The 23,545-nt window shown below is 39.4% G+C and carries 20 protein-coding genes, 1 tRNA gene and 1 other annotated feature; all 21 genes read right to left on the bottom strand.

The window, feature by feature from the left end; translation table 11 throughout:
- Positions 1 to 41: 41 nt before the first annotated feature.
- Positions 42 to 629, bottom strand: coding sequence for a ribosome biogenesis GTP-binding protein YihA/YsxC (gene yihA, locus MMB68_RS04710; protein WP_013059364.1), 588 nt, complete (start codon positions 627 to 629; stop codon positions 42 to 44).
- Complete coding sequence (gene lon / locus MMB68_RS04715) at positions 626 to 2,950, bottom strand: endopeptidase La (protein ID WP_277447031.1); 2,325 nt, start codon at positions 2,948 to 2,950, stop codon at positions 626 to 628. The genes yihA and lon overlap by 4 nt, the downstream gene beginning before the upstream one ends.
- Before the next feature lie 259 nt (positions 2,951 to 3,209).
- Positions 3,210 to 4,877 carry an ATP-dependent protease LonB gene (gene lonB, locus MMB68_RS04720; protein ID WP_153254651.1) on the bottom strand — a complete coding sequence of 556 codons (1,668 nt, stop codon included), beginning with the start codon at positions 4,875 to 4,877 and terminating at the stop codon, positions 3,210 to 3,212.
- Between the two features lie 152 nt (positions 4,878 to 5,029).
- A complete protein-coding gene (gene clpX / locus MMB68_RS04725) occupies positions 5,030 to 6,295 on the bottom strand; it encodes an ATP-dependent protease ATP-binding subunit ClpX (RefSeq protein WP_013059367.1) in 1,266 nt (421 codons plus the stop codon).
- 384 nt (positions 6,296 to 6,679) lie between these two features.
- Entirely contained in the window at positions 6,680 to 7,966 is a 1,287-nt protein-coding gene (gene tig, locus MMB68_RS04730; RefSeq protein WP_016765666.1) for a trigger factor, read from the bottom strand.
- Between the two features lie 221 nt (positions 7,967 to 8,187).
- The gene (locus MMB68_RS04735; RefSeq protein ID WP_264408599.1) at positions 8,188 to 9,189 is read right to left on the bottom strand and encodes a tetratricopeptide repeat protein; all 1,002 of its coding nucleotides are present in this window, start codon (positions 9,187 to 9,189) and stop codon (positions 8,188 to 8,190) included.
- Positions 9,190 to 9,290: 101 nt separating this feature from the next.
- Positions 9,291 to 9,881: a 3-isopropylmalate dehydratase small subunit gene (gene leuD, locus MMB68_RS04740; RefSeq protein ID WP_277548300.1), complete on the bottom strand. Its 591-nt coding sequence runs from the start codon at positions 9,879 to 9,881 to the stop codon at positions 9,291 to 9,293.
- A 14-nt stretch (positions 9,882 to 9,895) separates the two neighbouring features.
- Positions 9,896 to 11,311, bottom strand: a complete 1,416-nt coding sequence (gene leuC / locus MMB68_RS04745; RefSeq protein ID WP_277548303.1) for a 3-isopropylmalate dehydratase large subunit — start codon at positions 11,309 to 11,311, stop codon at positions 9,896 to 9,898.
- 58 nt (positions 11,312 to 11,369) lie between these two features.
- Entirely contained in the window at positions 11,370 to 12,479 is a 1,110-nt protein-coding gene (gene leuB, locus MMB68_RS04750; protein ID WP_277548305.1) for a 3-isopropylmalate dehydrogenase, read from the bottom strand.
- A 19-nt stretch (positions 12,480 to 12,498) separates the two neighbouring features.
- Positions 12,499 to 14,034, bottom strand: a complete 1,536-nt coding sequence (locus MMB68_RS04755; protein ID WP_277548308.1) for a 2-isopropylmalate synthase — start codon at positions 14,032 to 14,034, stop codon at positions 12,499 to 12,501.
- Positions 14,021 to 15,046: a ketol-acid reductoisomerase gene (gene ilvC, locus MMB68_RS04760; RefSeq protein ID WP_221784645.1), complete on the bottom strand. Its 1,026-nt coding sequence runs from the start codon at positions 15,044 to 15,046 to the stop codon at positions 14,021 to 14,023. The genes MMB68_RS04755 and ilvC overlap by 14 nt, the downstream gene beginning before the upstream one ends.
- Before the next feature lie 64 nt (positions 15,047 to 15,110).
- Positions 15,111 to 15,623: an acetolactate synthase small subunit gene (ilvN, locus tag MMB68_RS04765; RefSeq protein ID WP_013059375.1), complete on the bottom strand. Its 513-nt coding sequence runs from the start codon at positions 15,621 to 15,623 to the stop codon at positions 15,111 to 15,113.
- Complete coding sequence (ilvB, locus tag MMB68_RS04770) at positions 15,620 to 17,347, bottom strand: acetolactate synthase large subunit (protein ID WP_155660677.1); 1,728 nt, start codon at positions 17,345 to 17,347, stop codon at positions 15,620 to 15,622. Before ilvB ends, ilvN begins: the two co-directional genes overlap by 4 nt.
- 68 nt (positions 17,348 to 17,415) lie before the next feature.
- Positions 17,416 to 17,669: a binding site (T-box leader), on the bottom strand.
- 324 nt (positions 17,670 to 17,993) lie between these two features.
- Positions 17,994 to 18,067, bottom strand: a tRNA-Arg gene (locus tag MMB68_RS04775).
- A 125-nt stretch (positions 18,068 to 18,192) separates the two neighbouring features.
- Entirely contained in the window at positions 18,193 to 18,705 is a 513-nt protein-coding gene (locus tag MMB68_RS04780; protein ID WP_013059377.1) for a metallophosphoesterase, read from the bottom strand.
- 15 nt (positions 18,706 to 18,720) lie between these two features.
- Positions 18,721 to 19,314 carry an XTP/dITP diphosphatase gene (locus MMB68_RS04785; protein WP_025601437.1) on the bottom strand — a complete coding sequence of 198 codons (594 nt, stop codon included), beginning with the start codon at positions 19,312 to 19,314 and terminating at the stop codon, positions 18,721 to 18,723.
- Between the two features lie 9 nt (positions 19,315 to 19,323).
- Entirely contained in the window at positions 19,324 to 20,070 is a 747-nt protein-coding gene (rph, locus tag MMB68_RS04790) for a ribonuclease PH (protein ID WP_277447028.1), read from the bottom strand.
- A gap of 134 nt (positions 20,071 to 20,204) precedes the next feature.
- On the bottom strand, positions 20,205 to 21,290 hold the full coding sequence (locus tag MMB68_RS04795) for a GerMN domain-containing protein (RefSeq protein WP_025601439.1): 1,086 nt from the start codon (positions 21,288 to 21,290) through the stop codon (positions 20,205 to 20,207).
- Positions 21,291 to 21,403: 113 nt separating this feature from the next.
- Positions 21,404 to 22,198: a glutamate racemase gene (racE, locus tag MMB68_RS04800; RefSeq protein ID WP_269871100.1), complete on the bottom strand. Its 795-nt coding sequence runs from the start codon at positions 22,196 to 22,198 to the stop codon at positions 21,404 to 21,406.
- 10 nt (positions 22,199 to 22,208) lie between these two features.
- Positions 22,209 to 22,652: a MarR family winged helix-turn-helix transcriptional regulator gene (locus MMB68_RS04805; RefSeq protein ID WP_013059382.1), complete on the bottom strand. Its 444-nt coding sequence runs from the start codon at positions 22,650 to 22,652 to the stop codon at positions 22,209 to 22,211.
- A 186-nt stretch (positions 22,653 to 22,838) separates the two neighbouring features.
- A complete protein-coding gene (locus MMB68_RS04810; protein WP_013059383.1) occupies positions 22,839 to 23,453 on the bottom strand; it encodes a PH domain-containing protein in 615 nt (204 codons plus the stop codon).
- Between the last annotated feature and the right edge of the window lie 92 nt (positions 23,454 to 23,545).

The raw sequence follows: 23,545 nt of genomic DNA on the forward strand, positions 1-23,545 counted from the left end.
TGATGATAAACGTTCCATTTTTTTAGCTTCTATTCCTTTGTTTAGTGAGTCATGCGGTACTGCAAAGATTTCCACGCTTTATCTTTTCCTTCACCTGTTTCAGATGAGAAATGAATTAATTCATCATTTGGATCCAAGTCCAGCGTTTCTCTCACTACTTTTAAGTGCTTTTGCCATTTTCCTTTAGGAATTTTATCAGCCTTCGTCGCAATAACCATAACGGGAAGGTCATGGTGCTTCAAAAACTCATACATCATAACGTCATCCTTTGAAGGTGCATGGCGTAGATCAACAATCATTAACACAGCTTTAAGCTGCTCACGATTTGTTAAATACGTTTCAATCATTTTCCCCCATGCTTCACGCTCTTTTTTAGACACTTTTGCAAATCCGTAGCCAGGTACGTCTACAAAGTGAAGGATTTCATTAATTAAAAAGAAGTTAAGCGTTTGAGTTTTTCCAGGCTTAGACGACGTACGCGCTAAGCTTTTGCGATTGAGCATCTTATTAATAAAAGATGATTTTCCTACATTTGAACGGCCTGCTAACGCAAACTCTGGCAGGTTTTCTTTAGGATATTGTTCAGGGCGTACAGCACTGATGACAATATCGGCTTGAGTTACTTTCATTTTACCTCTCCTACTAGCGCATGTTCCAATACTTGGTCCACATGTGACACAAGAACGATGTCTAATTCCTCTTGTACACTGTCAGGGATATCTTCAATATCACGTTCATTATCATGAGGGATTAATATTTTAGTTAATCCGGCACGATGTGCACTAAGTGACTTTTCTTTTAAACCGCCGATTGGTAATACGCGACCTCTTAGTGTAATTTCTCCTGTCATTCCTACTTCTCTACGCACTGGTTTCCCCGTTAGTGCTGATACTAGAGCAGTGGCAATGGTAATTCCTGCAGAAGGTCCATCCTTTGGTACAGCTCCTTCTGGAACATGGATATGAATATCATGTTTTTCATAAAACTTTTCATCAATTCCTAGTTTCTCTGCATTTGAACGCACGTAGCTAAATGCTGCCTGAGCTGATTCTTTCATCACATCTCCAAGCTTTCCGGTTAGCACTAGTCTTCCTTTACCAGGGGACAAGCTTACTTCAATGGCTAGCGTGTCTCCTCCTACAGTTGTGTAAGCAAGACCTGTAGCAACGCCGACTTGATCTTCCGTCTCAGCCTGTCCGTAACGGAACCTAGGCTTACCAAGGAATTCTTCAAGCGTTTTGGCCGTCACCACCACGCGTTTTTTCTCGCCAGAGACTACGATACGAGCTGCTTTTCGACAAATGGAAGCAATTTCGCGTTCAAGGTTACGAACACCAGCTTCTCTCGTATATAAACGGATGATTGCTGTTAACGCGTCATCGCGAATCTGCAAATTGCCCTTTTGCAGTCCGTGATTTTCTAGCTGACGCAGCAATAGGTGACGCTTCGCGATTTCAAGCTTTTCCAGCTCCGTGTAACCAGCAATTTGAATAATTTCCATTCGATCGCGCAGCGGCCCCGGAATTGTAGCTAAGTTATTAGCTGTAGCCACGAACATCACTTTTGATAAATCATACGTTTCTTCTATATAGTGATCGCTGAAATTATGGTTTTGTTCAGGATCCAATACTTCTAACAAAGCAGAAGACGGGTCTCCTCGGAAATCATTTGACATTTTATCGATTTCATCAAGCAGAAATACCGGATTAATCGTTCCTGCTTTTTTCATTCCTTGAATAATGCGTCCAGGCATAGCTCCCACGTACGTGCGACGATGACCGCGGATTTCTGACTCATCTCTCACGCCGCCTAGAGACACTCGTACAAAATGACGATCTAGAGACGTAGCAATTGAACGGGCTAGGGATGTTTTCCCTACGCCAGGAGGCCCTGCTAAACATAAAATAGGACCTTTAAGAGATTTTGTCAACTGCTGCACGGCTAGATATTCTAATACGCGTTCCTTCACTTTTTCAAGGCCATAGTGCTCATCGTTCAGTACTTGTTCAGCATTATGAATATTGAGCGTATCTTCCGTTTCATTTGTCCAAGGTAGCGCAATCAACCACTCGATATAATTTCGAATGACTGAGCTTTCAGCGGAGGTAGCAGGAATTTTTTCATAGCGATCCAATTCTTTAAACGCCACTTGTTTGACATGGTCCGTCATCCCACTTGCTTCAATTTTTTCGCGAAGTGTTGCTACTTCTCCCGTCTTTCCTTCTTTGTCTCCAAGCTCTTTTTGAATCGCCTTCATTTGCTCACGAAGATAATACTCTTTCTGAGTGCGTTCCATTGATTTCTTTACACGCTGTCCAATTTTTTTCTCCAGCTGCAAAACTTCTTGCTCGTCTTGAATATGCGAAATGATCGTATTTAATCTTTCTTTCACATCAGTTATTTCTAAAATTTCTTGTTTAAGCTGAATTTTTATTGGTAAATGAGAAGCTACAATATCCGCTAATCTTCCTGGTTCTTCAATGTCACTTACGGTTGAAAGAGTTTCAACCGACACCTTTTTGGAAAGTTTTATGTATTGTTCGAAATAATCTAAAAGCGTGCGCATCAGCGCTTTATCTTCTACATCAACCTGATGTTCTTCGTTTTGCTTTTCCACGTGCACAACAAAATATTCTTCGCTGTCTTCAAATTCTGTAACGGTTACGCGATTTAGTCCTTCTACTAAGACGCGCATCGTTCCATTCGGCAGCTTTAGCATTTGTTTAATTTTTGCTAACGTACCAGTTCTATATAAATCCTCTTTTGTTGGTTCATCGATACCCATATCTCTTTGTGATACTAAACAAACTAAGTGATCATCCATCATTGCTTTTTCTAATGCTTGCACAGATTTATCTCGCCCAACATCTAAATGAAGCACCATTGTCGGATAGACGATCAAACCTCGTAAAGGCAATAGCGGCATTGTCAATTTTTCTTTTTCTGCCATGCAATGAACACCTCCAATGCTCGTCAATTAAAGTATGTAAAGTGTGAATTCTTTTAACAATTTTATCTCATTTGTATACACATGTCTAACAATAGTAATTACTAATTGTACCATGAGAAAGAATTAAAAGGCAAAATATATCTTTTTAAGCTCTTTTCATAAAAAAACGCCTTTTTCGTTGGCTGTGTATAAAGGTTTTATACGCGAAAAAGGCGATGAATATTCATCCGACCATTAATTTTTAATTATCATGATAGAATTAGCTAGATTCTCTAGTTGAAATAGCTGGATCTACCGACAAATGTGCAACATGCTCATGTACAGACAATAGTGCTTGTTCGAACACCTCTGTTAAATGATGGACAGGAATAATATCGATACCTTTTACCTTTTCTACCATTGCATTCATATTTTCTTTTGGCACAATCACCGTCTGAACGCCTGCTTGTTTAGCTGCCTTGATTTTTGGAATTACGCCGCCAATTGGCTTTACGTTGCCGTGCAGACCAATTTCTCCTGTCATTGCTACCGTATGTTTGATTGGAACTTCATAAATCGCTGAGTAGATACCTGTTGCCATAGCAATACCCGCAGAAGGTCCATCAATCGGAACGCCTCCCGGAAAGTTTACATGAATATCATACTCATCGGCAGGAACATCCATTGAGCGAAGAACAGTTATGACATTTTCAATTGAGCTTTTAGCCATACTTTTACGGCGAATAGACTTCCCTTGAGTCCCTATACTTTCCTCTTCAACGATACCCGTAATAATAATGTTCCCTTTCTCTTTTGCAGGAATCGCTTTGACTTCAATTTCTAAAAGTGCTCCAGAGTTGGGCCCGTACACCGCTAATCCATTAATGAGCCCTACTTTTTCCTCATCTGCAATTTTCGGATCATGTCTTGGAGATAGTTGACTAGAATGAACAATCCACTCAATATCTTCATTTTTAATGTCCGTTCGTTCCTCTGATATCGCTAATCCAGCCGCAATTTGCATCATATTAACCGTTTCACGTCCATTGCGTGCATATGTAGAAAACAGAGATAAACCCTCTTCTGATATATCCATTCTTACTTTATTTGCTGCTTTTTTTGCAACTGTAATAATTTCGTCGCGATCAAGTTCACGGAAAAATACCTCTACGCATCTGGAACGAATGGCAGGCGGAATTTCATTAGGTGTTCTAGTCGTCGCACCAATCAAACGAAAGTCTGCTGGCAAACCATTTTGAAAAATATCGTGAATATGTGTCGGGATTTGTGTGTTTTCTTCGCTGTAATAGGCGCTTTCCATAAATACTTTTCGATCTTCTAGAACCTTTAACAGCTTATTCATCTGAATAGGATGGAGTTCTCCAATTTCATCAATAAATAAAATTCCCCCGTGTGCATCTGTAACTGCTCCTTGTTTTGGCTGCGGAATTCCAGCCTGGCCCATAGCTCCTGCTCCTTGGTAAATGGGATCATGAACTGACCCAATTAAAGGATCAGCAATGCCTCGCTCATCAAAACGCGCCGTAGTTGCATCTAACTCTACAAATACAGCTGCTTGTTTAAAAGGTGATTTTTTATTTTTTTTCGCTTCTTCTAACACTAAACGTGCTGCTGCTGTTTTTCCTACTCCAGGCGGCCCGTATACAATCACGTGCTGTGGATTAGGACCGCAAAGGGCAGCCTTTAGTGACCGAATTCCATCCTCTTGTCCGACAATATCGGAGAAGCTAGACGGCCTCACACGTTCGGCAAGCGGCTCGGTTAAAGAGATGGCTCTCATTTTCTGCAATTGCTCCATTTCTTTTTTTGAATCCCGGTCAATTGAGACTTTTTGCGTACGCTGATTGCGTAATAAATTCCAAAAATATAAGCCAATGATGATACCAAAAAAGAGTTGGACCATTAAGGCAATATTCGTCCAGTTCATAGATAAACCTCCTGCGCAGTTTAGTAAGATAATTATCAGTTATTATCTCCCTGCAACAGTAGGAATAAACAAGATTCTAGTAAAAAGTAAAATTTAGTTGTCCTTCATCAACAGAAAAAAGCCGGGTACTCAATTTGAGTACCCGGCTTTTTTTATGCTGATGTTTTGCTGCCTTCTTGAATAGTAGATCCGTCTTCTAATACGAACTTAGGAGCCGCTTGATCACGAACAGTTTCACCTGTGATAATACATTTTGTAATATCATCACGTGAAGGAAGATCAAACATTACATCTAACATAATACCTTCAATGATTGAACGTAGACCACGAGCACCTGTTTTACGCTCGATCGCTTTTTTAGAAATTTCTACTAAAGCTTCGTCTTCGAACTCAAGTTCAACGTCATCAAGTTCAAGCATTTTTTGATATTGTTTCACTAGTGCATTTTTCGGTTTTGTTAAAATCTCAACTAGCGCTTCTTCATCAAGAGGCACTAAGCTAGCAGTAACCGGTAAACGACCAATAAACTCTGGAATTAAACCAAATTTTAATAAATCTTCCGGTAATACTTTTGCTAGTAACTCTTTTTCTGTAAAGTCTTGTTGTTTTGTTTCTGAACCGAAACCAATTACTTTTTTACCTAGACGGCGCTTAATAATAGGTTCGATTCCGTCAAATGCACCACCGCAAATAAATAAGATATTTGTTGTATCAATTTGAATAAATTCTTGATGAGGATGTTTGCGTCCACCTTGAGGAGGAACACTTGCTACAGTACCTTCTAAGATTTTAAGAAGAGCCTGCTGCACACCTTCACCTGATACATCACGTGTAATAGATGGGTTTTCAGACTTACGCGCTACTTTATCAATTTCATCGATGTAGATGATACCTTTTTCAGCTTTCTCCACATCGTAATCAGCTGATTGAATTAATTTTAATAAGATGTTTTCAACATCTTCTCCTACATAACCCGCTTCTGTTAGAGATGTTGCATCTGCAATCGCAAACGGTACGTTTAAAATACGAGCCAATGTTTGAGCTAGTAAAGTTTTACCGCTTCCTGTAGGTCCAATTAATGCAATATTACTTTTTGATAACTCAACGTCATCAATTTTACTGTTTGAATTGATTCGTTTGTAATGGTTGTATACCGCAACGGATAACGATTTTTTCGCATCCTCTTGACCAATTACATACTCATCTAAAATGTCACGAATTTCTTTTGGTTTTGGTACATCTTTAAATTCTACTTCTTCTTCTGTACCTAACTCTTCTTCTACGATTTCCGTGCAAAGTTCAATACATTCATCGCATATGTAAACACCTGGACCCGCAACTAACTTGCGTACTTGTTCTTGTGTTTTACCACAAAATGAGCATTTTAACTGCCCTTTTTCATCGTTAAATTTAAACATAATTTTCACCCCTTGTAGTATTTACTAAAGTGCTCGAAGCTGATTTCTATCCGCGCTATAGCCCAACAACATGAACAACTCATCTATTTGTAGGTAAATGCCCCTCTTTATTACATAGTAAAAGCGCTATGAAAAGATTTGTATTGCATTTTACCATACATTTTCTTGAATAGATACTAAAACGTTTTATGTATATGTTGTTGATGAGCATAACAGAATGGAGATCTGCTATTATATAGTGTCCTCTTATTGGGCCTATTTCATAACCACGGATTTCAAACAATGGGTTAAAGCTGCTTCTACGGTGTTGGTTATGATATAAAAAAACTATTGAAGTTTATAAAACAAGGCACGATCAAGTCGCGCCTTGTTTCTTACTTACTATTATGCAACAGCTTTGCTGTTTTCTACAAGAAATTCAACTGCTTTACGTACTTTCATGTCTTCTTTAATGCTATCAAGACTGCCAAGCACTTTCTTAATTTCTTCGACAGGCATGTTGTACATTCCTGCCATGTTTTCTAATTCTTTTTCTACTTCTTCTTCGCTTACTTCAAGATTTTCAGCTTTTGAAATAGCTTCTAGCGTTAAGTTGATTTTCACACGCTTTTCAGCATCCGGACGCATTTGGTCGCGAAGAGCTTTTTCATCTTGACCTGAGAATTGGAAGTAAAGTTCAAGGTTAAGACCTTGCATTTGTAAACGTTGTTCAAACTCTTGCATCATACGATCCATTTCAGTATTGAACATTGCTTCTGGAATTTCTACTTCAGCGTTTTCAGCAGCTTTTTCTACTAAAGTGTCGCGAAGAGCTGATTCCGCTTGATTCTCTTTATCGCTTTGTAATTTTTCTTTTGTTTTTGCTTTTAACGCTTCTAAAGTTTCTACTTCTTCATCTACGTCTTTTGCAAACTCATCGTCTAAAGCTGGAAGCTCTTTAGATTTGATTTCGTGTAATTTCACTTTGAATTTAGCAGCTTTACCAGCTAGCTCTTCAGCGTGATACTCTTCAGGGAATGTTACTTCCACTTCTTTTTCAGCGCCTACTTCAAGACCAACTAGTTGCTCTTCAAAGCCAGGGATGAATGTGTTAGAACCGATTTCTAAAGAATAGTTTTCGCCTTTTCCGCCTTCGAATGCTTCGCCATCAACGAAACCTTCAAAGTCGATTACAGCTGTATCACCTTCAGCTACAGTTCCTTCTTCTTTAACAACTAGTTCAGCGTGACGCTCTTGAAGTGTTTTTAATTCAGCTTCAACGTCTTCATCTGTTACAGTTGTATCTACTTTTTCTACTTCTAAGTTTTTGTATTCGCCTAATTTAACTTCAGGCTTAACAGTTACTTTAGCAGTGAAAACTAGAGGTTGTCCTTTTTCGATTGTTTCAACATCGATTTCTGGACGATCAACCGGCTCGATACCAGCTTCAACAATTGCATTGCTATAAGCTTCAGGTAATAAGATGTCTAGTGCATCTTGGTATAAAGATTCTACGCCAAAACGTTTTTCGAAAAGTGGACGAGGCATTTTACCTTTACGGAACCCTGGTACGTTTACTTGTTTTACAACTTTTGTGAATGCTTTATCTAAGGCTTTATCAAACTCAGCAGCTTCAACTTCTACTGTTAAAACGCCTTGATTTCCTTCTTGTTTTTCCCATTTTGCAGACATGAATGTTTCCCTCCAAAATCATTTTAAGTAGTGATTTCTAAACTAGATAATGCAGATAGCCTATCAGTTCAACCCTCAATCATTATCTATTTAACTCCCTATTACTTTAAAGTAAGTAGGAATGTAATGTAAAGATGAAATTCTACTATACGTATTTAAGTGCATTTTACAACCATTATATTATAACATACAACAATGACGTTTCAACTAAACACCACATTTTATATAAAAGAAATTTCTTCAATTTCTTTTAGCTCTTTAATTGCCTTTCTTAATTCAGCTGCGGAGAAACTTCCGTCTTCCTCTGCTACAGCTGCATCTGACTCTTCTCCTTGCATCATCAGACTAACAGCATACACCGCTGCTGTCCAAAGTTTTACATTATCACCCGGTAAAAACGGAAATGTAATAAATAAATGACGCTGCCATATTTCAACGGCAACCTGCAGCAATGTAGGATTTTCATGCTCCAGCTTTTCCGTCAGCTGCCCTTCTACTTGCTCGGCAAACAAATACGGTGTTGTTCGTTGAAGCTGAAGCGCATTTACTTTTTTCGTTTCTCCAAACTTAGTAATCATAAAATCAATATCTACTTCTTCTTCCATGACTGTTTTTAAAGCGACTGTTTTTACGATAGGGTGAATAGCTTCAGATGAAAATAGCTGTTCCAGAAAGAAGCGCTGCTTTTCAATTCTCTTTGTTTTTAATGAATGAACCCATTCAAGCTGATCCTGAATATTGTCTAGAGCTGTGAATGATTTAAACTGCTCTAGCTGTTCTTCTTCTGTTTGTTCTTCTATGACTTGTTCTTGATTCATTCTATTTTTGCAGAACTCCAATAGCTGATAAAGCTGTTCAGCATGTTCAGATGGGAGTTTGTGTTCTTGAATAACTGCTTGTAGAGTGACATATCCTTCATGATAGTGACCAAGCTGAATTAACACCATGAGGTACATTTGCAAATTATGATAATAATCGCCAATATCTTCTTTCAGCATTTGCTCACACAATTCCTTGGCTATACCTGCATCACCGAGCTCCACGTGACAAATAACAAGGCCAAGCAAAATTTCATGATGCTTATTATCAAGTTCGTAGGCCTGCTCAAATAAAGGAAGTGCTTCTTGAAATTGCTTGTGCTGCATATGATCTGTAGCTTTTTCAACCAACCGTTCTTTTAATAGAGGAAAAGCTACAATTTTGTTTTGTTGTTCATTCGACATGTTTTCTCCCCACTTCGCGGTCCATTTGCTTTACAGTTTAGCAATTCGATTAACGGAACGCAAAAAAATCGAGCAAAATCATAATTTTGCTCGATTTTTGGTTAATATCTTACCGTTTTTGCTTCATAAGCAGAAATGTCGTCTTCAAAAGAAAGCGTATAGCCAATTTCATCATATCCGTTAACAAGCATATATTTCCAATGACTATTGATATCAAACGTACGTTCAAAGCCTGCTTCATCGGTAATTTTTTGCTGATGAAGATCGATTGTACAGGCGTAAGAAGCACTTTGAGACTCTTTCATTAAATAGGAAACATCTTCTTTTGGTAAAACAATAGGTAAAATACCATTTTTCAGACAGTTTTGTTTGAAAATATCCGCAAATGAAGGTGCGATAATGGCACGAAACCCATAGTCTAAAAGCGCCCATGGCGCGTGTTCACGTGACGAACCACATCCGAAGTTCTCGTCAGCTACAAGAATTGTTGCTCCTTGATTTTGAGGCTGATTTAATTCAAACGTTTCATTTAACGTTTCATCTTCATTATATCGCCAATCAAAAAATAGAAATTGGCCAAAGCCAGTACGCTCAATTCTTTTCAAAAATTGCTTTGGGATAATTTGATCAGTATCTACGTTTGCTCGGTCGAGACCTGCTACTTTCCCTGTGTGGATTGTAAAAGCATTCATCTGTGTTCTCCTCCTTATCGCACCGCTTGTTCTTGTAGTTTGCGTACATCAACAAAATGTCCATATACCGCTGCCGCTGCTGCCATTACCGGGCTTACTAAATGCGTTCTGGCGCCTTTTCCTTGACGTCCTTCAAAATTGCGGTTAGAAGTGGACGCACAGTGTTCGCCTTGTGGAACTAAGTCAGAGTTCATGCCTAGACACATGCTGCAGCCTGAGTCTCTCCAATCAAAACCTGCTTCAATGAAAATAGCAGATAACCCTTCTTCTTCAGCCACTCGCTTTACTTTTTGAGAACCTGGTACAATGATCGCTCGCACATCTGGTGACACTTTCTTTCCTTTAATAAAGGCTGCCACGTCACGAAGATCAGACAAACGAGCATTTGTACATGAACCGATAAATACGTGCTGAACTGGAATCTCTTCTATTGCCATGCCAGGCTGTAAGCCCATATACTCAAGTGCTCGTGACAAAGACTTTCTCTCAGCTTCTGTTTTACACTCTTCTAATGTAGGAACTTGCTTGCTAACATAAGAACTCATCGCCGGGTTTGTTCCCCATGTTACAACAGGTTCAATTGTATCTGCATCAATTTCCAGCGTTTCATCGTACGTTGCACCTTCATCTGTTGCTAAAGCTGCCCAAGCTTCCACTGCTTTTTCAAACTGTTCTCCTTTAGGAGCATACTGACGTCCTTTGATATAAGAGAACGTGACATCGTCTGGACTGATTAAACCAGCTTTTGCACCGGCTTCAATAGACATATTACAAATGGTCATGCGCTCTTCCATTGAAAGATCGCGAATACATTCGCCCGTAAATTCTACGATTGAACCCGTTCCAAAATTTACGCCGAATTTTTGAATTATTGCTAACACAATGTCCTTAGCATAAACGCCAGTCTGCTTTTTGCCATTTACTTTCACTTGTAGCGTTTTTGGTTTCGCTTGCCATAGCGTTTGTGTTGCTAAAACATGCTCTACCTCACTAGTTCCTATCCCAAAAGCAAGCGCTCCAAATGCACCGTGAGTAGATGTATGACTATCTCCGCACACAATGGTTTTTCCAGGCTGAGTTAATCCTAATTCCGGTCCAATGATATGCACAATTCCTTGCTCTTCACTTGTTAAATCTAAAAGCTTCACACCAAACTCATGACAGTTTTCAGATAGTTTGTCTACTTGTTTCTTTGCAATCGGATCTTTAATATTAAAACGGTCAACCGTTGGAATGTTGTGATCCATTGTAGCAAACGTTAAGTCTGGACGCTTCACTTGGCGATTTGCCACGCGAAGACCTTCAAATGCTTGAGGAGACGTTACTTCATGAATAAGATGAAGATCGATATATAATAAATCCGGCTTCCCCTCTTCTCGACGTACAACATGTTGTTCCCAAAGCTTATCAATAATTGTTTTTGGTTTCATACTGCTCCTCCTTTCTGATTATGAAAAACGTTTCTCACAAAACGTGAGAAACGCATGATTAACTGTAAGCTGTCATAATGCTTGAAATGGCAGAATCATTGGCAATTACCGCAGTTATCGCCTCCACCATTTTATCGGTACCTAAATAATGATTACCGTCTGCTAAGTCAGCTGTTCGATGACCTGCATGTAATACACTTTCAACCGCTTGTTCAATCACTGCTGCTTCTTTTTCTAATCCAAATGAATGTCTAAGCAACATTGCTGCAGATAAAATAGCAGCAATCGGATTAGCTTTGTTTTGACCAGCAATATCTGGTGCAGAGCCGTGAACCGGTTCGTATAAAGATGGACCATCAGCCGTTAAGCTGGCAGATGGCAACATTCCTAACGATCCTGTCAGCATAGAAGCCTCATCACTCAAAATATCACCAAACATATTTTCAGTTACCACTACATCAAAATACTTCGGATTACGAATTAACTGCATAGCAGCTGAATCTACAAGCATATGCTCAAGCTCTACATCCGGGTAGTCTTTTGCTACTTCTTCAGCTACTTCACGCCACACTCTACTAGACTCAAGTACATTCGCTTTATCAACAGACGTTACTTTTTTACGTCGATTTACAGCCGTGTCAAATGCTTGGCGAATAATTCTTTCTATTTCTGTACGCTTATAAAATAATGTGTCGACAACCGTTTCTTCATTTCCTTCTGTTCGGCGCTCGCTAGGCTTACCAAAATATAAGCCTCCTGTTAGCTCACGGACGATAATGAAGTCAACACCTTCAATATATTCTTTTTTCAGAGGAGAGGCATCCTCTAAACTATCATAAAACGTCACCGGACGAAGATTAGCATATAAATCCAGTTCTTTTCGAATAGCTAGCAAACCTTTTTCCGGTCGCAAATGTGAAGGGTTACGATCCCATTTTGGCCCTCCAACCGATCCAAGCAATACAGCATCGGCCTGCTTACAAGTCTCAATTGTACTTTCTGGAAGAGGTGTGCCCGCCTCATCAATTGCAGCTCCGCCAATTAGTCCATACGTAAACTCAAATTGATGATCAAAGCGCTCTCCAATTGCTTTTAAAACGGCAACAGCGCCTTTGGTTACTTCTGTTCCTACGCCGTCACCCGGTAATACAGCGACTTTTTTTGTCATGGTGGTCTCTCCCTTCAGTTCACATTACTTCTTGCTTTGTACGATGCTGCTGAATAGCGATTAAACGATTAATGGCGTTCAGATATGCTTTCGCTGACGATTCTAATACGTCAAATGCTACTCCGCGTCCGCTTGCTTCAGTTCCTTCGCTTTCAACCTTCACAAATACTTCAGCCAGCGCATCCGGCCCACCGTTAATAGACTGAATACGATAGTCTAATAGTTTTACATCTTGTTCAACACAGCGCTGCAGCGTATTATAGATAGCTTCCACGCTTCCAGATCCCGTAGCTGCTTCTTGAATCTCTTCGCCGTTTTCTTTGCGAAGCGTAATCGTAGCCGTTGGAATATTGTTCGTACCATACTGAACTTGCAGACTTTCAAGCTTATATTCACTGTCTTTGCTAACTTGCTTTTGAATGACTAATGCCAATAAATCATCATCAGTAATGTCTTTTTTCTTATCTGCTAAGTCTTTAAACTTATCAAAAAGCACGTTCGCTTCTGTATCTTCCAATGTGAATCCAAGCTCTACTAAGCGTGTACGGAACGCATGACGGCCTGAGTGTTTACCAAGCACAATTGGATTTTGTTTAACACCCACAAGTTCTGGGGAAATAATCTCATATGTTAACGGATTTTTTAAGACGCCATCTTGGTGAATACCTGATTCATGAGCAAAAGCATTTTTTCCTACAATTGCTTTATTTGGTGCAATATTCATTCCGGTAAGCTTACTGATAATGTCACTCGTACGCTTAATTTCAGGCAAGATAAGACCTGTGCTCGCTTGATAGAAATCTTGACGGACATGAAGCGCAAGTGCTACTTCTTCAAGAGCTGCGTTACCCGCACGTTCTCCGATTCCGTTAATCGTTCCTTCAATTTGAGTAGCTCCTGCTTCAATAGCAGCCATTGAATTGGCCACAGCTAGCCCTAAGTCATCGTGACAGTGAGCTGACAAATCAACTTTATGAATATTTGACACATGTTCTTTTAAGTAATTAAATACTGATTGATAGTTACCAGGAGTGATAAATCCTACTGTATCTGGAATATTAACGACTTTTGCACCAGCATCAATAACTGCTTCTACAATTCTAGCTAAAAACGGTAAATCTGTTCGACATGCATCTTCAGCAGACCATTGAACAACCGGGAATTTTTTACTTGCGTACTTTACCATTTCCACTGCTGTTTCAAGTACTTCATCAGGTGTTTTTTTCAATTTATGCTGCATATGAATTTCGGAAGTAGCGATAAAAACATGCAGTCTTGGTTCTGCACTTTCTTTTAACGCTTCCCATGCAATGTCAATATCTTTTGTAACAGACCTTGCAAGGCCTGTTACAGAAGAATTTTTGACAATAGACGCAATTTCTTTTACGGATTGAAAATCACCTTTTGAAGAAGCGGGAAATCCGGCTTCAATAATGTCGATACCTAATCGCTCTAACTGCTTAGCAATTTCAAGCTTTTCTTGTAGGTTCAAATTGACTCCAGGTGACTGTTCACCATCGCGTAGCGTCGTGTCAAATAGTTTAATTTTTTGCACTAGCGATCACCGCTTCTTTCTTTTGTTTTTTAACAAATGGCATCATTTCACGTAATTGAGCGCCAACTTTTTCAATTAAATGTTCGTTTTCACGGTTATTGATAGCTGTAAATTCCGGACGATTTGCTTGGTTTTCTAGGATCCAGCCTTTTGCAAATTTACCTGTTTGGATATCTTCAAGCACTTTTTTCATTTGTTCTTTTGAACGCTCATCTACAACGCGTGGTCCTGAAACGAAGTCACCCCATTGAGCTGTATCAGAGATTGAATAACGCATGCCTTCCATTCCGCCTTCATACATAAGGTCAACAATTAATTTTAATTCGTGTAAACACTCAAAATATGCAACTTCCGGTTGGTAGCCAGCTTCTACAAGCGTTTCAAAACCAGCTTTAACTAATGAAGTTAACCCACCGCAAAGTACTGCTTGCTCACCGAAAAGATCTGTTTCTGTTTCTTCTTTAAATGTTGTTTCTAACACACCCGCACGAGCTGAACCGATTGCTTTAGCATAAGCTAACGCTACGTCTTTTGCTTCGCCAGTTACATCTTGGAATACTGCGAACAACGCCGGTACGCCAGCTCCTTCTTCATACGTTCTTCTTACAAGGTGACCAGGGCCTTTTGGAGCTACTAAGAATACGTCAACGAATTCAGGTGCTACGATTTGGTTAAAATGAATGTTGAAACCGTGAGCAAATACTAAAGATTTTCCTGGTTTTAGTCCTGGAAGAATTTCTTCGTTATAAACTTTTGGCTGATACTCATCTGGAAGTAATACCATCACTACTTCTGCTTGTTGAACTGCATCTTTTACAGATAATACAGTGAAACCGTCTTGCTCTGCTTGGTCCCATGATTTACCTTTACGTAATCCTACTAGCACGTTTACTCCGCTGTCGCGTAAGTTTTGTGCATGGGCGTGACCTTGTGAACCATAACCTACGATTGCTACTGTTTTACCTTGTAATAATTGATCCTTTGCATCTCCGTTATAATATACCTTTGTCATAATAAATCTCTCCTCTTAGTTTATATAGTTTTATATAGTTTACTTGGTTAGTAACTAGCTAGAATTAAATAATTGATGAAAGTTTGGCTGCCGCTTTTTGCGTACCGCGCGGAACAGCTACTGTTCCCGTGCGCGTTACTTCTTTTAATCCATAAGGCTGAAGTAGATCAATCATCGCTTCAATCTTGCTGGATTCACCTGTTACTTGAATAATTAAGCTGTCGCGGCTTACATCAATGATGGTTGCACGGAAAGGTTCAATTACTGCATAAAGTTCGTTACGGCTCGCTGGCGTAGAGGCTACTTTCATTAAAGCAAGCTCTCTTGATACCACCGCTTGATCCGTAATATCTTGAACCTTCAACACGTCAATCTGCTTATTTAACTGCTTGATCACTTGTTCAGCAGCGTTATCATGCTCTACGTTCACAACAAACGTCATGCGTGATACATCTTCAGATTCAGTGTGACCTACCGAAATACTCTCAATATTGAAATTTCTTTTTGTAAATAACCCCGTCACGCGATTTAATACGCCCGCACGGTTTAATACAGTTGCTGTAATAATTCGCTTCATGGTTTCACCCCTACCATTTCATGTAATCCTTTTCCAGGTGCAACCATTGGATATACGTTTTCTTTAGGTGCGACAAAGAAGTTTAGTAAAACAGGTCCATCTGTTTCCATTGCTTCTTTCAAAGCCGCATGCGCTTCTTCTTCAGTAGAAGCTTGTAAACCTTTGATATCATAAGCTTCTGCAAGCTTCATTAAATTAGGCTGATTCGGAATTAAAGAGTGTGAGTAGCGTTCTTCATAGAAGATTTCTTGCCACTGACGAACCATACCAAGCGACTGATTGTTAAGTACAACCACTTTTACAGGTAAATTTAATTCTCTAATAACTCCTAATTCTTGAAGCGTCATTTGAAATCCACCGTCGCCAACGACTGCTACAACTGTTTTATCTTTGTTTGCCAGCTGAGCGCCGATTGCAGAAGGTAATCCAAAGCCCATGGTGCCAAGACCACCTGAAGTTACCCATCGATCTGGATTATTAAATGTATAGTATTGAGCTACCCACATTTGATGTTGCCCAACGTCCGTTGTAACAACGGCATCTCCATTTGTATACTTGTGAAGCAACTCAACTACTTTTTGTGGTTTTAACACATCTGCCGAGTTCTGATACCATAATGGATATTCTTGCTTCCACGCCGCTAATTTCTCATGCCATTTCGTATAATCTCCAACTTCTCCTTCTTGCAGAAGCAATTGCTTCAATACTTCTTTTGCATCTCCAACAATTGGAATCTTGGTTGGAACATTTTTTCCAATTTCCGCTGGGTCGATGTCAATGTGAGCAATTTTTGCATTTGGTGCAAAATGCTTTAAGTTACCTGTTACCCGGTCATCAAAGCGTGCACCGATACTAATGAGAAGATCACTCTCATAAATTGCCATGTTTGCTGTGTAGGTTCCGTGCATGCCAGCCATTCCTAAATGAAGCGGATGATCTGCAGGAAAACAGCCCAACCCTAAAAGCGTATTAATAACCGGAATATTTTGACGTTCAGCATAATTTTTTAATTCTTCTGAACCTTTACTCAATAACACTCCCGCACCTGCTAGAATAACAGGTTGTTTTGCAGCTGCTACTGCGTCTGTTAATTTTTTAACCTGCAGCTGATTTGGAAAATAAGTTGGCTGATAGCCAGGTAAATCAATTTCTCCTTCGTAATTAAATGTTCCATCACCCTGTGCCATATCTTTTGGAATGTCGATTAAGACTGGACCGGGTCTTCCTGTTGTCGCAATATGAAATGCCTCTTTGATGATTCTCGGCATATCGCTGATATTGCGTACTTGATAGCTATGTTTTGTAATTGGCATTGTGATCCCTAATACATCTGCTTCTTGGAACGCGTCAGAACCAATTACACTTGAAGCTACTTGACCAGTAAAAACAACTAAAGGAAGTGAGTCAATCATCGCATCTGCCAAACCTGTTACGATATTTGTTGCACCAGGACCACTTGTTGCGATAACTACACCGGGTTTGCCTGAAATTCTTGCGTACCCTTCTGCTGCGTGAATTCCACCTTGTTCGTGACGAGCAAGTACGTGAAACATTCCTGAACCATATAGCTTATCGTAAATCGGTAAAACGGCTCCCCCTGGGTAACCGAAGATGACGTCAACATTTTCTCTTCTTAGAGATTCAATCAACATGTCAGCTCCATTCATTTGTGCCCCAGTGCTTACAGGTTCTTTCGTTTGCATATTGGCTCCCACTTTTCTCATCCTTTCGTTTTCTAGATAAAAGAAAAAAGACTTCTCACCCCTAAATAGACCCTATCAAATGATATAGGTCAAGGGGCGAAAAGTCTTTTGTACTTTACGCGGTACCACCCTCGTTTGTAATCGTAATGATTACCTTATGAATGTATAATGTACATTCTTTTTGATAACGAGTGCTTTGGAAGTACACTCGGTCGCCCTTACTGAATTTCAGGGTGACACTCTGAGGTGAGTTCATTTTGAGTTGGTAACGTCGGCTTCCAGCAACCCGACTCTCTGTTGATACCTAAACATCAAAACTACTTATCCTCTTCAACGTTTTAAAACGCTATATGCTTTTTGAACAATGCTTTACACATCATATTTTAAATTAATTACAATTAATTAAAATTTTTAGAAAACTTATATTTGAGGACTATCTTACGCCCATTTCTATGCATAGTCAACCACTTTTCAAGATTTTTTTAGACAATTTAGACTAAACAGAATATTTGAATGCGTTTTCATTATTGATGTAATAAGGGTTTACAGCAGTTCAAAAAGTTTTTCTGAAACGTTCATTTGTACACACTGAATGAACAAACATTCACTTTGAAGATAAATAAAAAAACCGGCTTTTACTAAAAAGTAAAAGCCGGTTTTTTCCGGACGTCCCAGGAGAGATTCGAACTCCCGACCGACGGCTTAGAAGGCCGTTGCTCTATCCTGCTGAGCTACTGGGACATAATGTTAAAGTGTATCAAAGACAATACTTATTATATTCAAATATAATTTAAAAGTCAACGTTTTTTTGAAATTTTATGAGAAGAGAGGTAAAAAACCTTCTCTTCTCCCTATATTTGGCTATATTATGCTGAAAGTGTACAGGTTAACTGCATGCTAGGAATATGTTTACCGCTTATATCGTAAAACTGCACGGTAGCTTCTGTACCATCCATTACTAGTATAGCATACGTACGTTCTTTTCTCATACGAGGAAGTAACATACTTCCTGGATTAATAAATAAAACTCCGTCCATGAGCTCAGCTCCCGCTATGTGAGAATGCCCAAAACAAACAACGTTTGCCCCGACTTCTCTCGCTTTGTAATGCAAATTCATCATAGACATTTTAACATTATATAAGTGACCGTGTGTAACCAGACACGTAGCTTCTCCAAGCGACTCTACTCGATCATTAACGTAAGATGCATCGTAGTCACAATTTCCTCGAACGCCTAAAAACGCAGACATTTCTTTGCTGTCTTGCGGCAACTCAGAGTCCCCACAATGGATCATCTTATCTACATCAGCATGTCTCTCTCTGATAGTGAGCAGTTCTTCTTGTAACCCGTGGCTATCGCTTACAATTAATAGTTTCACACGTCATCACTCCTTCTAAAATTGCGCATCAATTAGCGGTGCTAGTTTTTTTAACGCATTTGCTCGGTGACTAATTTGATTTTTTTGCTCTTTGGTCAATTCTGCCATGGAGCATCTCCATTTTTCTACAAAGAAAATGGGATCGTACCCAAAACCGTTTTCCCCTCTTTTTTCCTCCAAGATGTGCCCTTCACACGTGCCTTCTACAATTTCGGTTCTCTTTCCGGGCACTGCAATAGCAAGAGCACAATGAAAGCGTGCCGTGCGCTTTTCAAACGGCACGTCATTTAACTTTTGAAGTACCTTCTCTATATTAGCATTATCATCTTTATTTTCACCAGCATAACGCGCGGAATAAACGCCTGGCTCCCCGTTTAAGGCGTCAATAGCAAGCCCGGAGTCATCGGCAATGACCGGCTTATTTAATGCGGATGAAATGGCCTCTGCTTTTAGCGTCGCATTCTCTGCAAATGTAACGCCCGTTTCTTCCACGTCTTCAATCTCAGGAAAATCAAGAAGCGATTTTACTTTAAATCCCTTTGGTGAGAAAAGTGTTTCAAAATCTTTTACTTTGCCTGCATTTTTAGTTGCAATAATGATTTCACGCACGTTAATCCCTTACCTTTCTTTAACCGGAATGTAGGCAGCCAGGTGATCAAGAACTTCCTTTTGCTGTTCAATCAATTGATAAACACCCTTTTCTCCTAAATCTAGAAGATGATTTAACTGTTCTCTCGAAAACGTCGATTCCTCTCCCGTTCCCTGTAATTCTACAAACTGTCCGCTTCCTGTCATCACAATATTCATGTCAACTTCCGCTGTCGAATCTTCTTCATAATTTAAATCTAAAATCGAATTTTCTCCATGAATACCTACTGAAGTCGCAGCTAAGTAGTCACGAATAGGAATTTCTGTTAGCTTGTTCTCTTTAACCAGCTTTCCAAACGCTAAAACCATAGCCACAAAAGCACCTGTAATCGATGCTGTTCTTGTTCCGCCATCTGCTTGAATAACATCACAATCAATCCAAATTGTCTTTTCTCCGACCTTTTCCAGATCGACTACAGAACGAAGAGCTCGTCCGATTAGACGCTGAATTTCCATTGTTCGTCCTGTGACTTTACCTTTTGATGATTCACGTATATTTCTTTGTGCCGTAGCTCGAGGCAGCATAGAATATTCAGCTGTAATCCATCCTTTTCCTTGTCCACGCATAAAAGGAGGCACTCTGTCGTCTATGCTTGCTGTACAAATAACCTTTGTGTCTCCCACCGAGATTAATACAGATCCTTCTGGATGCTTTAAGTATGAAGTATGAAGAGATACAGGTCTCAATTCATTAAATTCCCTACCGTCCAAACGCATTAAGCATGTCCTCCTATAAATTCATTTATATGTAATAGTCTCTTCCATTTTAACTATAAAACAGCGGAAAGAGGTCGCTATTTCAGCAGACCTCTTTCTACTTAGTCCTTTACTAGTATAACAAAAATTTGTTTTTAAAAACTACCTGTGTTCACATTTTTAGGTCTTGAAACTGGTTCCGTTAATTTTTTCCCTTTTTCATCTTTTAGCGTTTTTTTGCCATTCACCTTAATGGCAACGCTGTCTACGGCTTTTTGTTCTGTCAGCGATAACACCAAGGAGTCGAGAACATGCTGAGAAATTTCCGTGCCTTTTAAATTTCCAAAGATGTTTTTATTAAAGTTAAGCGTTAACTCACCGTCCGCATACTTTGGAGCTGCTACGAGCTTTGCATCGGGATTAAAATCTGTCACTAAACCTGATGCAGGCGCAGGTCCTTCTACAAGTTCGTTCACAATTGCAGTGTACATATCTTTGTCATCAGAAGCAATTCGTTTTGTGACAGGAACATAGTAAGTTTGTTTGCCCTCTTGAGCTAAGTAATAAATCGTAACTGGCTTCGTTTGAGTTACGTCAACTACTCCAGTATTATCAAAGTTAATGCCATCTGCTCTGCTCAACCCTTTACTGATTGGCGTATGATTTACAGGCATCTCATCTTTATCATAGCCGTTAATGCGAATTTTAACTTTATTTACGCCTTCAAACTGCGTCAGCGTCCAAGTGACGGCCTGCAGGATACGGAGTTCATCTTCTTTCTTATATTCAGCAAATTCAGGTGAAAAATCTGCTACCATCGTCCCGTCACTTTCCAGCTTTGTCCCTAAAACTCTTGTATCAGCAGGAAGAACCGCTCGGAAATTATTTGGCAATAAGTTTGTGACTGGTCCACCCTCTACTAAATATTCAAGAGACTGTTTAGCGACACCTTTTGATTTAGGAATTTCAAGCGTCTGGGGAACAACGTACCCGTTTTTATCAATTAAGTAGAGTTCTCTTTTGGTAGGCGCAGATGTTTCTGCAGCTTTACTTTGTTTTTTATTAGCTTCCGTTACTTTCGCTTCAGTCGCTAATGATTTTTCATCTTTCACATAGGTGACATCCTTTGGCGGATCAATTTCCTTTGCTGCGTTATCCCCTCCGAAAAGTCCACAGCCGGATAACAATACAGATGTGGTCACCACGGCGGATATGAGAACAAGTTGGGTCTTTTTGGACATTCCTTTCCCTCCTCAGACTGTTTGTACTACTATGTATACGAGCTTTTTTGCATTTTAGACCAGCTCAAAAAATTTTTTGTCCACAAAAAAAACCGAGCATAATATGCACGGTTTTAAAGCTTGATATGTTCAACATTATATACAGGGTGCTCAAACCATTTAGATGCAATAGATTGAAACAGCTCTGTTGATCCTGTTGTAAAGAAGTAGTGTTCAGGCTCCATGTTTCTAGGAGCTAGTAAATTGCTATAAGAAAGAATGGCACTTACCTCTATTGCCGTTTCTTCGCCAGAACTGATTAACTGAACTCGAGGACCAATTGCTTCTTGAATAACTGGCTTTAATAACGGATAATGCGTACATCCTAAAATAAGGGTATCCATATCTGTATGATAAAAAGGTTTTAATGTTTCTTTTACAATTCGCTGCGCTTCCGGTCCTTCATAATTACCGCTCTCTACAAGAGGTACAAACAAAGGGCATGCCAAATTTTCCACTTCCACTCTCGTATGAAGAGCGCGGAGTGCATGTGTATAGGCTTGACTTTTCACGGTTCCGTTTGTGCCGATTACGCCTATTTTATGATTTTTAGTTACTTTAAGCGCAGCGCGTGATCCTGGTTCAATGACGCCTATAACCGGAATATCGAGCTGTTCTTGAATTTCATCCAGTACAACTGCCGTAGCCGTATTGCACGCAATAACAAGCATTTTAATATCTTTAGCTAGTAAATAATTAGTCATCTCCCATGTGAAAGCTCGTACTTCTTCACTAGGACGAGGACCGTATGGGCAGCGGGCTGTATCTCCAATGTACATAATTTGTTCTTTCGGAAGCTGTCTCATAATTTCCTTTGCTACCGTTAATCCACCCACACCCGAATCTATAACACCAATTGGTCTACTCAAAACAATCGCCTCATTTTTCTTTCATTTCATCATGCAATTTTCGTAACGTTACTCGTAAGACTTCCGTTTCACTCGGAGAGAAGTTTGCCAGTACGCCATTTAAATACGTTTGTCTCTTTTCAATTACTTCTTCGATAACACGTGCTCCTTCAGGAAGCAAATGAATACGTACTACGCGGCGGTCTTTTGGATCTTTCACCCGAACCACCAACTTGTTTTTTTCCATACGATCTACTAAATCTGTCGTTGTACTACAAGCGAGAAAAATACGATTTGATAAATCGCCAATCGTCATATCTCCACGTTCAAACAGCCACTGCAAAGCAATAAACTGAGGTGGCGTAATCGTATAGTCTTCTAAAATTTCTCTTCCTTTTTGCTTCACAATCGCTGCAATATGTCGAAGTGACTTTTCTAATTCTGCCACTGTATCCTCATTATTTTTTGCTGTCATACCGTAATCCTTTCCACCTATAAGTCTTATTTTCTATTATTTCTTTCAGTTAAACCCGTCTCTACTGTTTCTCTTTTCTATTTTATATTGTGCTCTTTTTTCGGTGATTTTTCAAGGTTAACATGAGGATTCTACAACGTTCAGCATCAAAAAACAGCTGCTCCATAAAAGGAGCAGCTGTTTCTATTAATTATTGATATACAGCTCGAAAACTGAGCTGAAATCTTTTGTTGTGTAGGCTGTTTTTTTATCTAATAACCAAGAAAACGCGGCTTCGTTAATTTCTTTAAATTCACCAGCAACACTTCCACTTGTATTTCTTGTACTGCTTAGCGTAGAAGAAGCTAGCTGAATGCTTTGTTTAGCAAAATCGAGCGCAATTTCATTTTCACGCGTTATTTCAGACATTTTAAACAGCGCTTTATATAAATCTTTTACCTCTTCTATATGCTTTTTGTGTACATCGATAGAAAAAGTCTCCGAGCCAATTTTAAATTTAATTTCCACATCTAAATCGACAGTTCCGGCCGTTTCTAGCATCACGTTTGAAATGTGATTTGTGCTGTAGTTATAGCGGCGAAGCATTCGCTTTTTGCTTGTAGCACTTGTTCCATCAAGGTGAATGAGTGCTTTATTGGTAAAGCAATATTCATCTGACTTTGATTTGATTAGAAAATAAATTTTTTCTTGTTCTTCATGCATAACGTAATCGTCTGCATCTACCTTGTCATAATCAACTGGCTTAATAACAGAACCAATATCACTTAGCCCCAATACATCAGCAGCTACTTTTCCAAACATTTCCCCATCTCCCTTTTAAAAACGATTGTGTTATTTTCATGTTTTAAGTGTACTGTGCAAATGAGGGGATGTAAATAGAAAAAGGAGCTTCT

The sequence above is a fragment of the Priestia sp. Y58 genome (assembly GCF_029522095.1).
Lineage (GTDB): Bacteria > Bacillota > Bacilli > Bacillales > Bacillaceae_H > Priestia > Priestia megaterium_E.

Excerpts from the sequence above, each read along its gene's own strand:
- yihA (WP_013059364.1), bottom strand. The coding sequence starts at position 629 with ATGAAAGTAACTCAAGCCGATATTGTCATCAGTGCTGTACGCCCTGAA.
- lon (WP_277447031.1), bottom strand. The coding sequence starts at position 2,950 with ATGGCAGAAAAAGAAAAATTGACAATGCCGCTATTGCCTTTACGAGGT.
- lonB (WP_153254651.1), bottom strand. The coding sequence starts at position 4,877 with ATGAACTGGACGAATATTGCCTTAATGGTCCAACTCTTTTTTGGTATC.
- clpX (WP_013059367.1), bottom strand. The coding sequence starts at position 6,295 with ATGTTTAAATTTAACGATGAAAAAGGGCAGTTAAAATGCTCATTTTGT.
- tig (WP_016765666.1), bottom strand. The coding sequence starts at position 7,966 with ATGTCTGCAAAATGGGAAAAACAAGAAGGAAATCAAGGCGTTTTAACA.
- MMB68_RS04735 (WP_264408599.1), bottom strand. The coding sequence starts at position 9,189 with ATGTCGAATGAACAACAAAACAAAATTGTAGCTTTTCCTCTATTAAAA.
- leuD (WP_277548300.1), bottom strand. The coding sequence starts at position 9,881 with ATGAATGCTTTTACAATCCACACAGGGAAAGTAGCAGGTCTCGACCGA.
- leuC (WP_277548303.1), bottom strand. The coding sequence starts at position 11,311 with ATGAAACCAAAAACAATTATTGATAAGCTTTGGGAACAACATGTTGTA.
- leuB (WP_277548305.1), bottom strand. The coding sequence starts at position 12,479 with ATGACAAAAAAAGTCGCTGTATTACCGGGTGACGGCGTAGGAACAGAA.
- ilvC (WP_221784645.1), bottom strand. The coding sequence starts at position 15,046 with ATGACAAAGGTATATTATAACGGAGATGCAAAGGATCAATTATTACAA.
- ilvN (WP_013059375.1), bottom strand. The coding sequence starts at position 15,623 with ATGAAGCGAATTATTACAGCAACTGTATTAAACCGTGCGGGCGTATTA.
- ilvB (WP_155660677.1), bottom strand. The coding sequence starts at position 17,347 with ATGAGAAAAGTGGGAGCCAATATGCAAACGAAAGAACCTGTAAGCACT.
- rph (WP_277447028.1), bottom strand. The coding sequence starts at position 20,070 with ATGCGTTTGGACGGTAGGGAATTTAATGAATTGAGACCTGTATCTCTT.
- MMB68_RS04795 (WP_025601439.1), bottom strand. The coding sequence starts at position 21,290 with ATGTCCAAAAAGACCCAACTTGTTCTCATATCCGCCGTGGTGACCACA.
- MMB68_RS04805 (WP_013059382.1), bottom strand. The coding sequence starts at position 22,652 with ATGACAGCAAAAAATAATGAGGATACAGTGGCAGAATTAGAAAAGTCA.
- MMB68_RS04810 (WP_013059383.1), bottom strand. The coding sequence starts at position 23,453 with ATGTTTGGAAAAGTAGCTGCTGATGTATTGGGGCTAAGTGATATTGGT.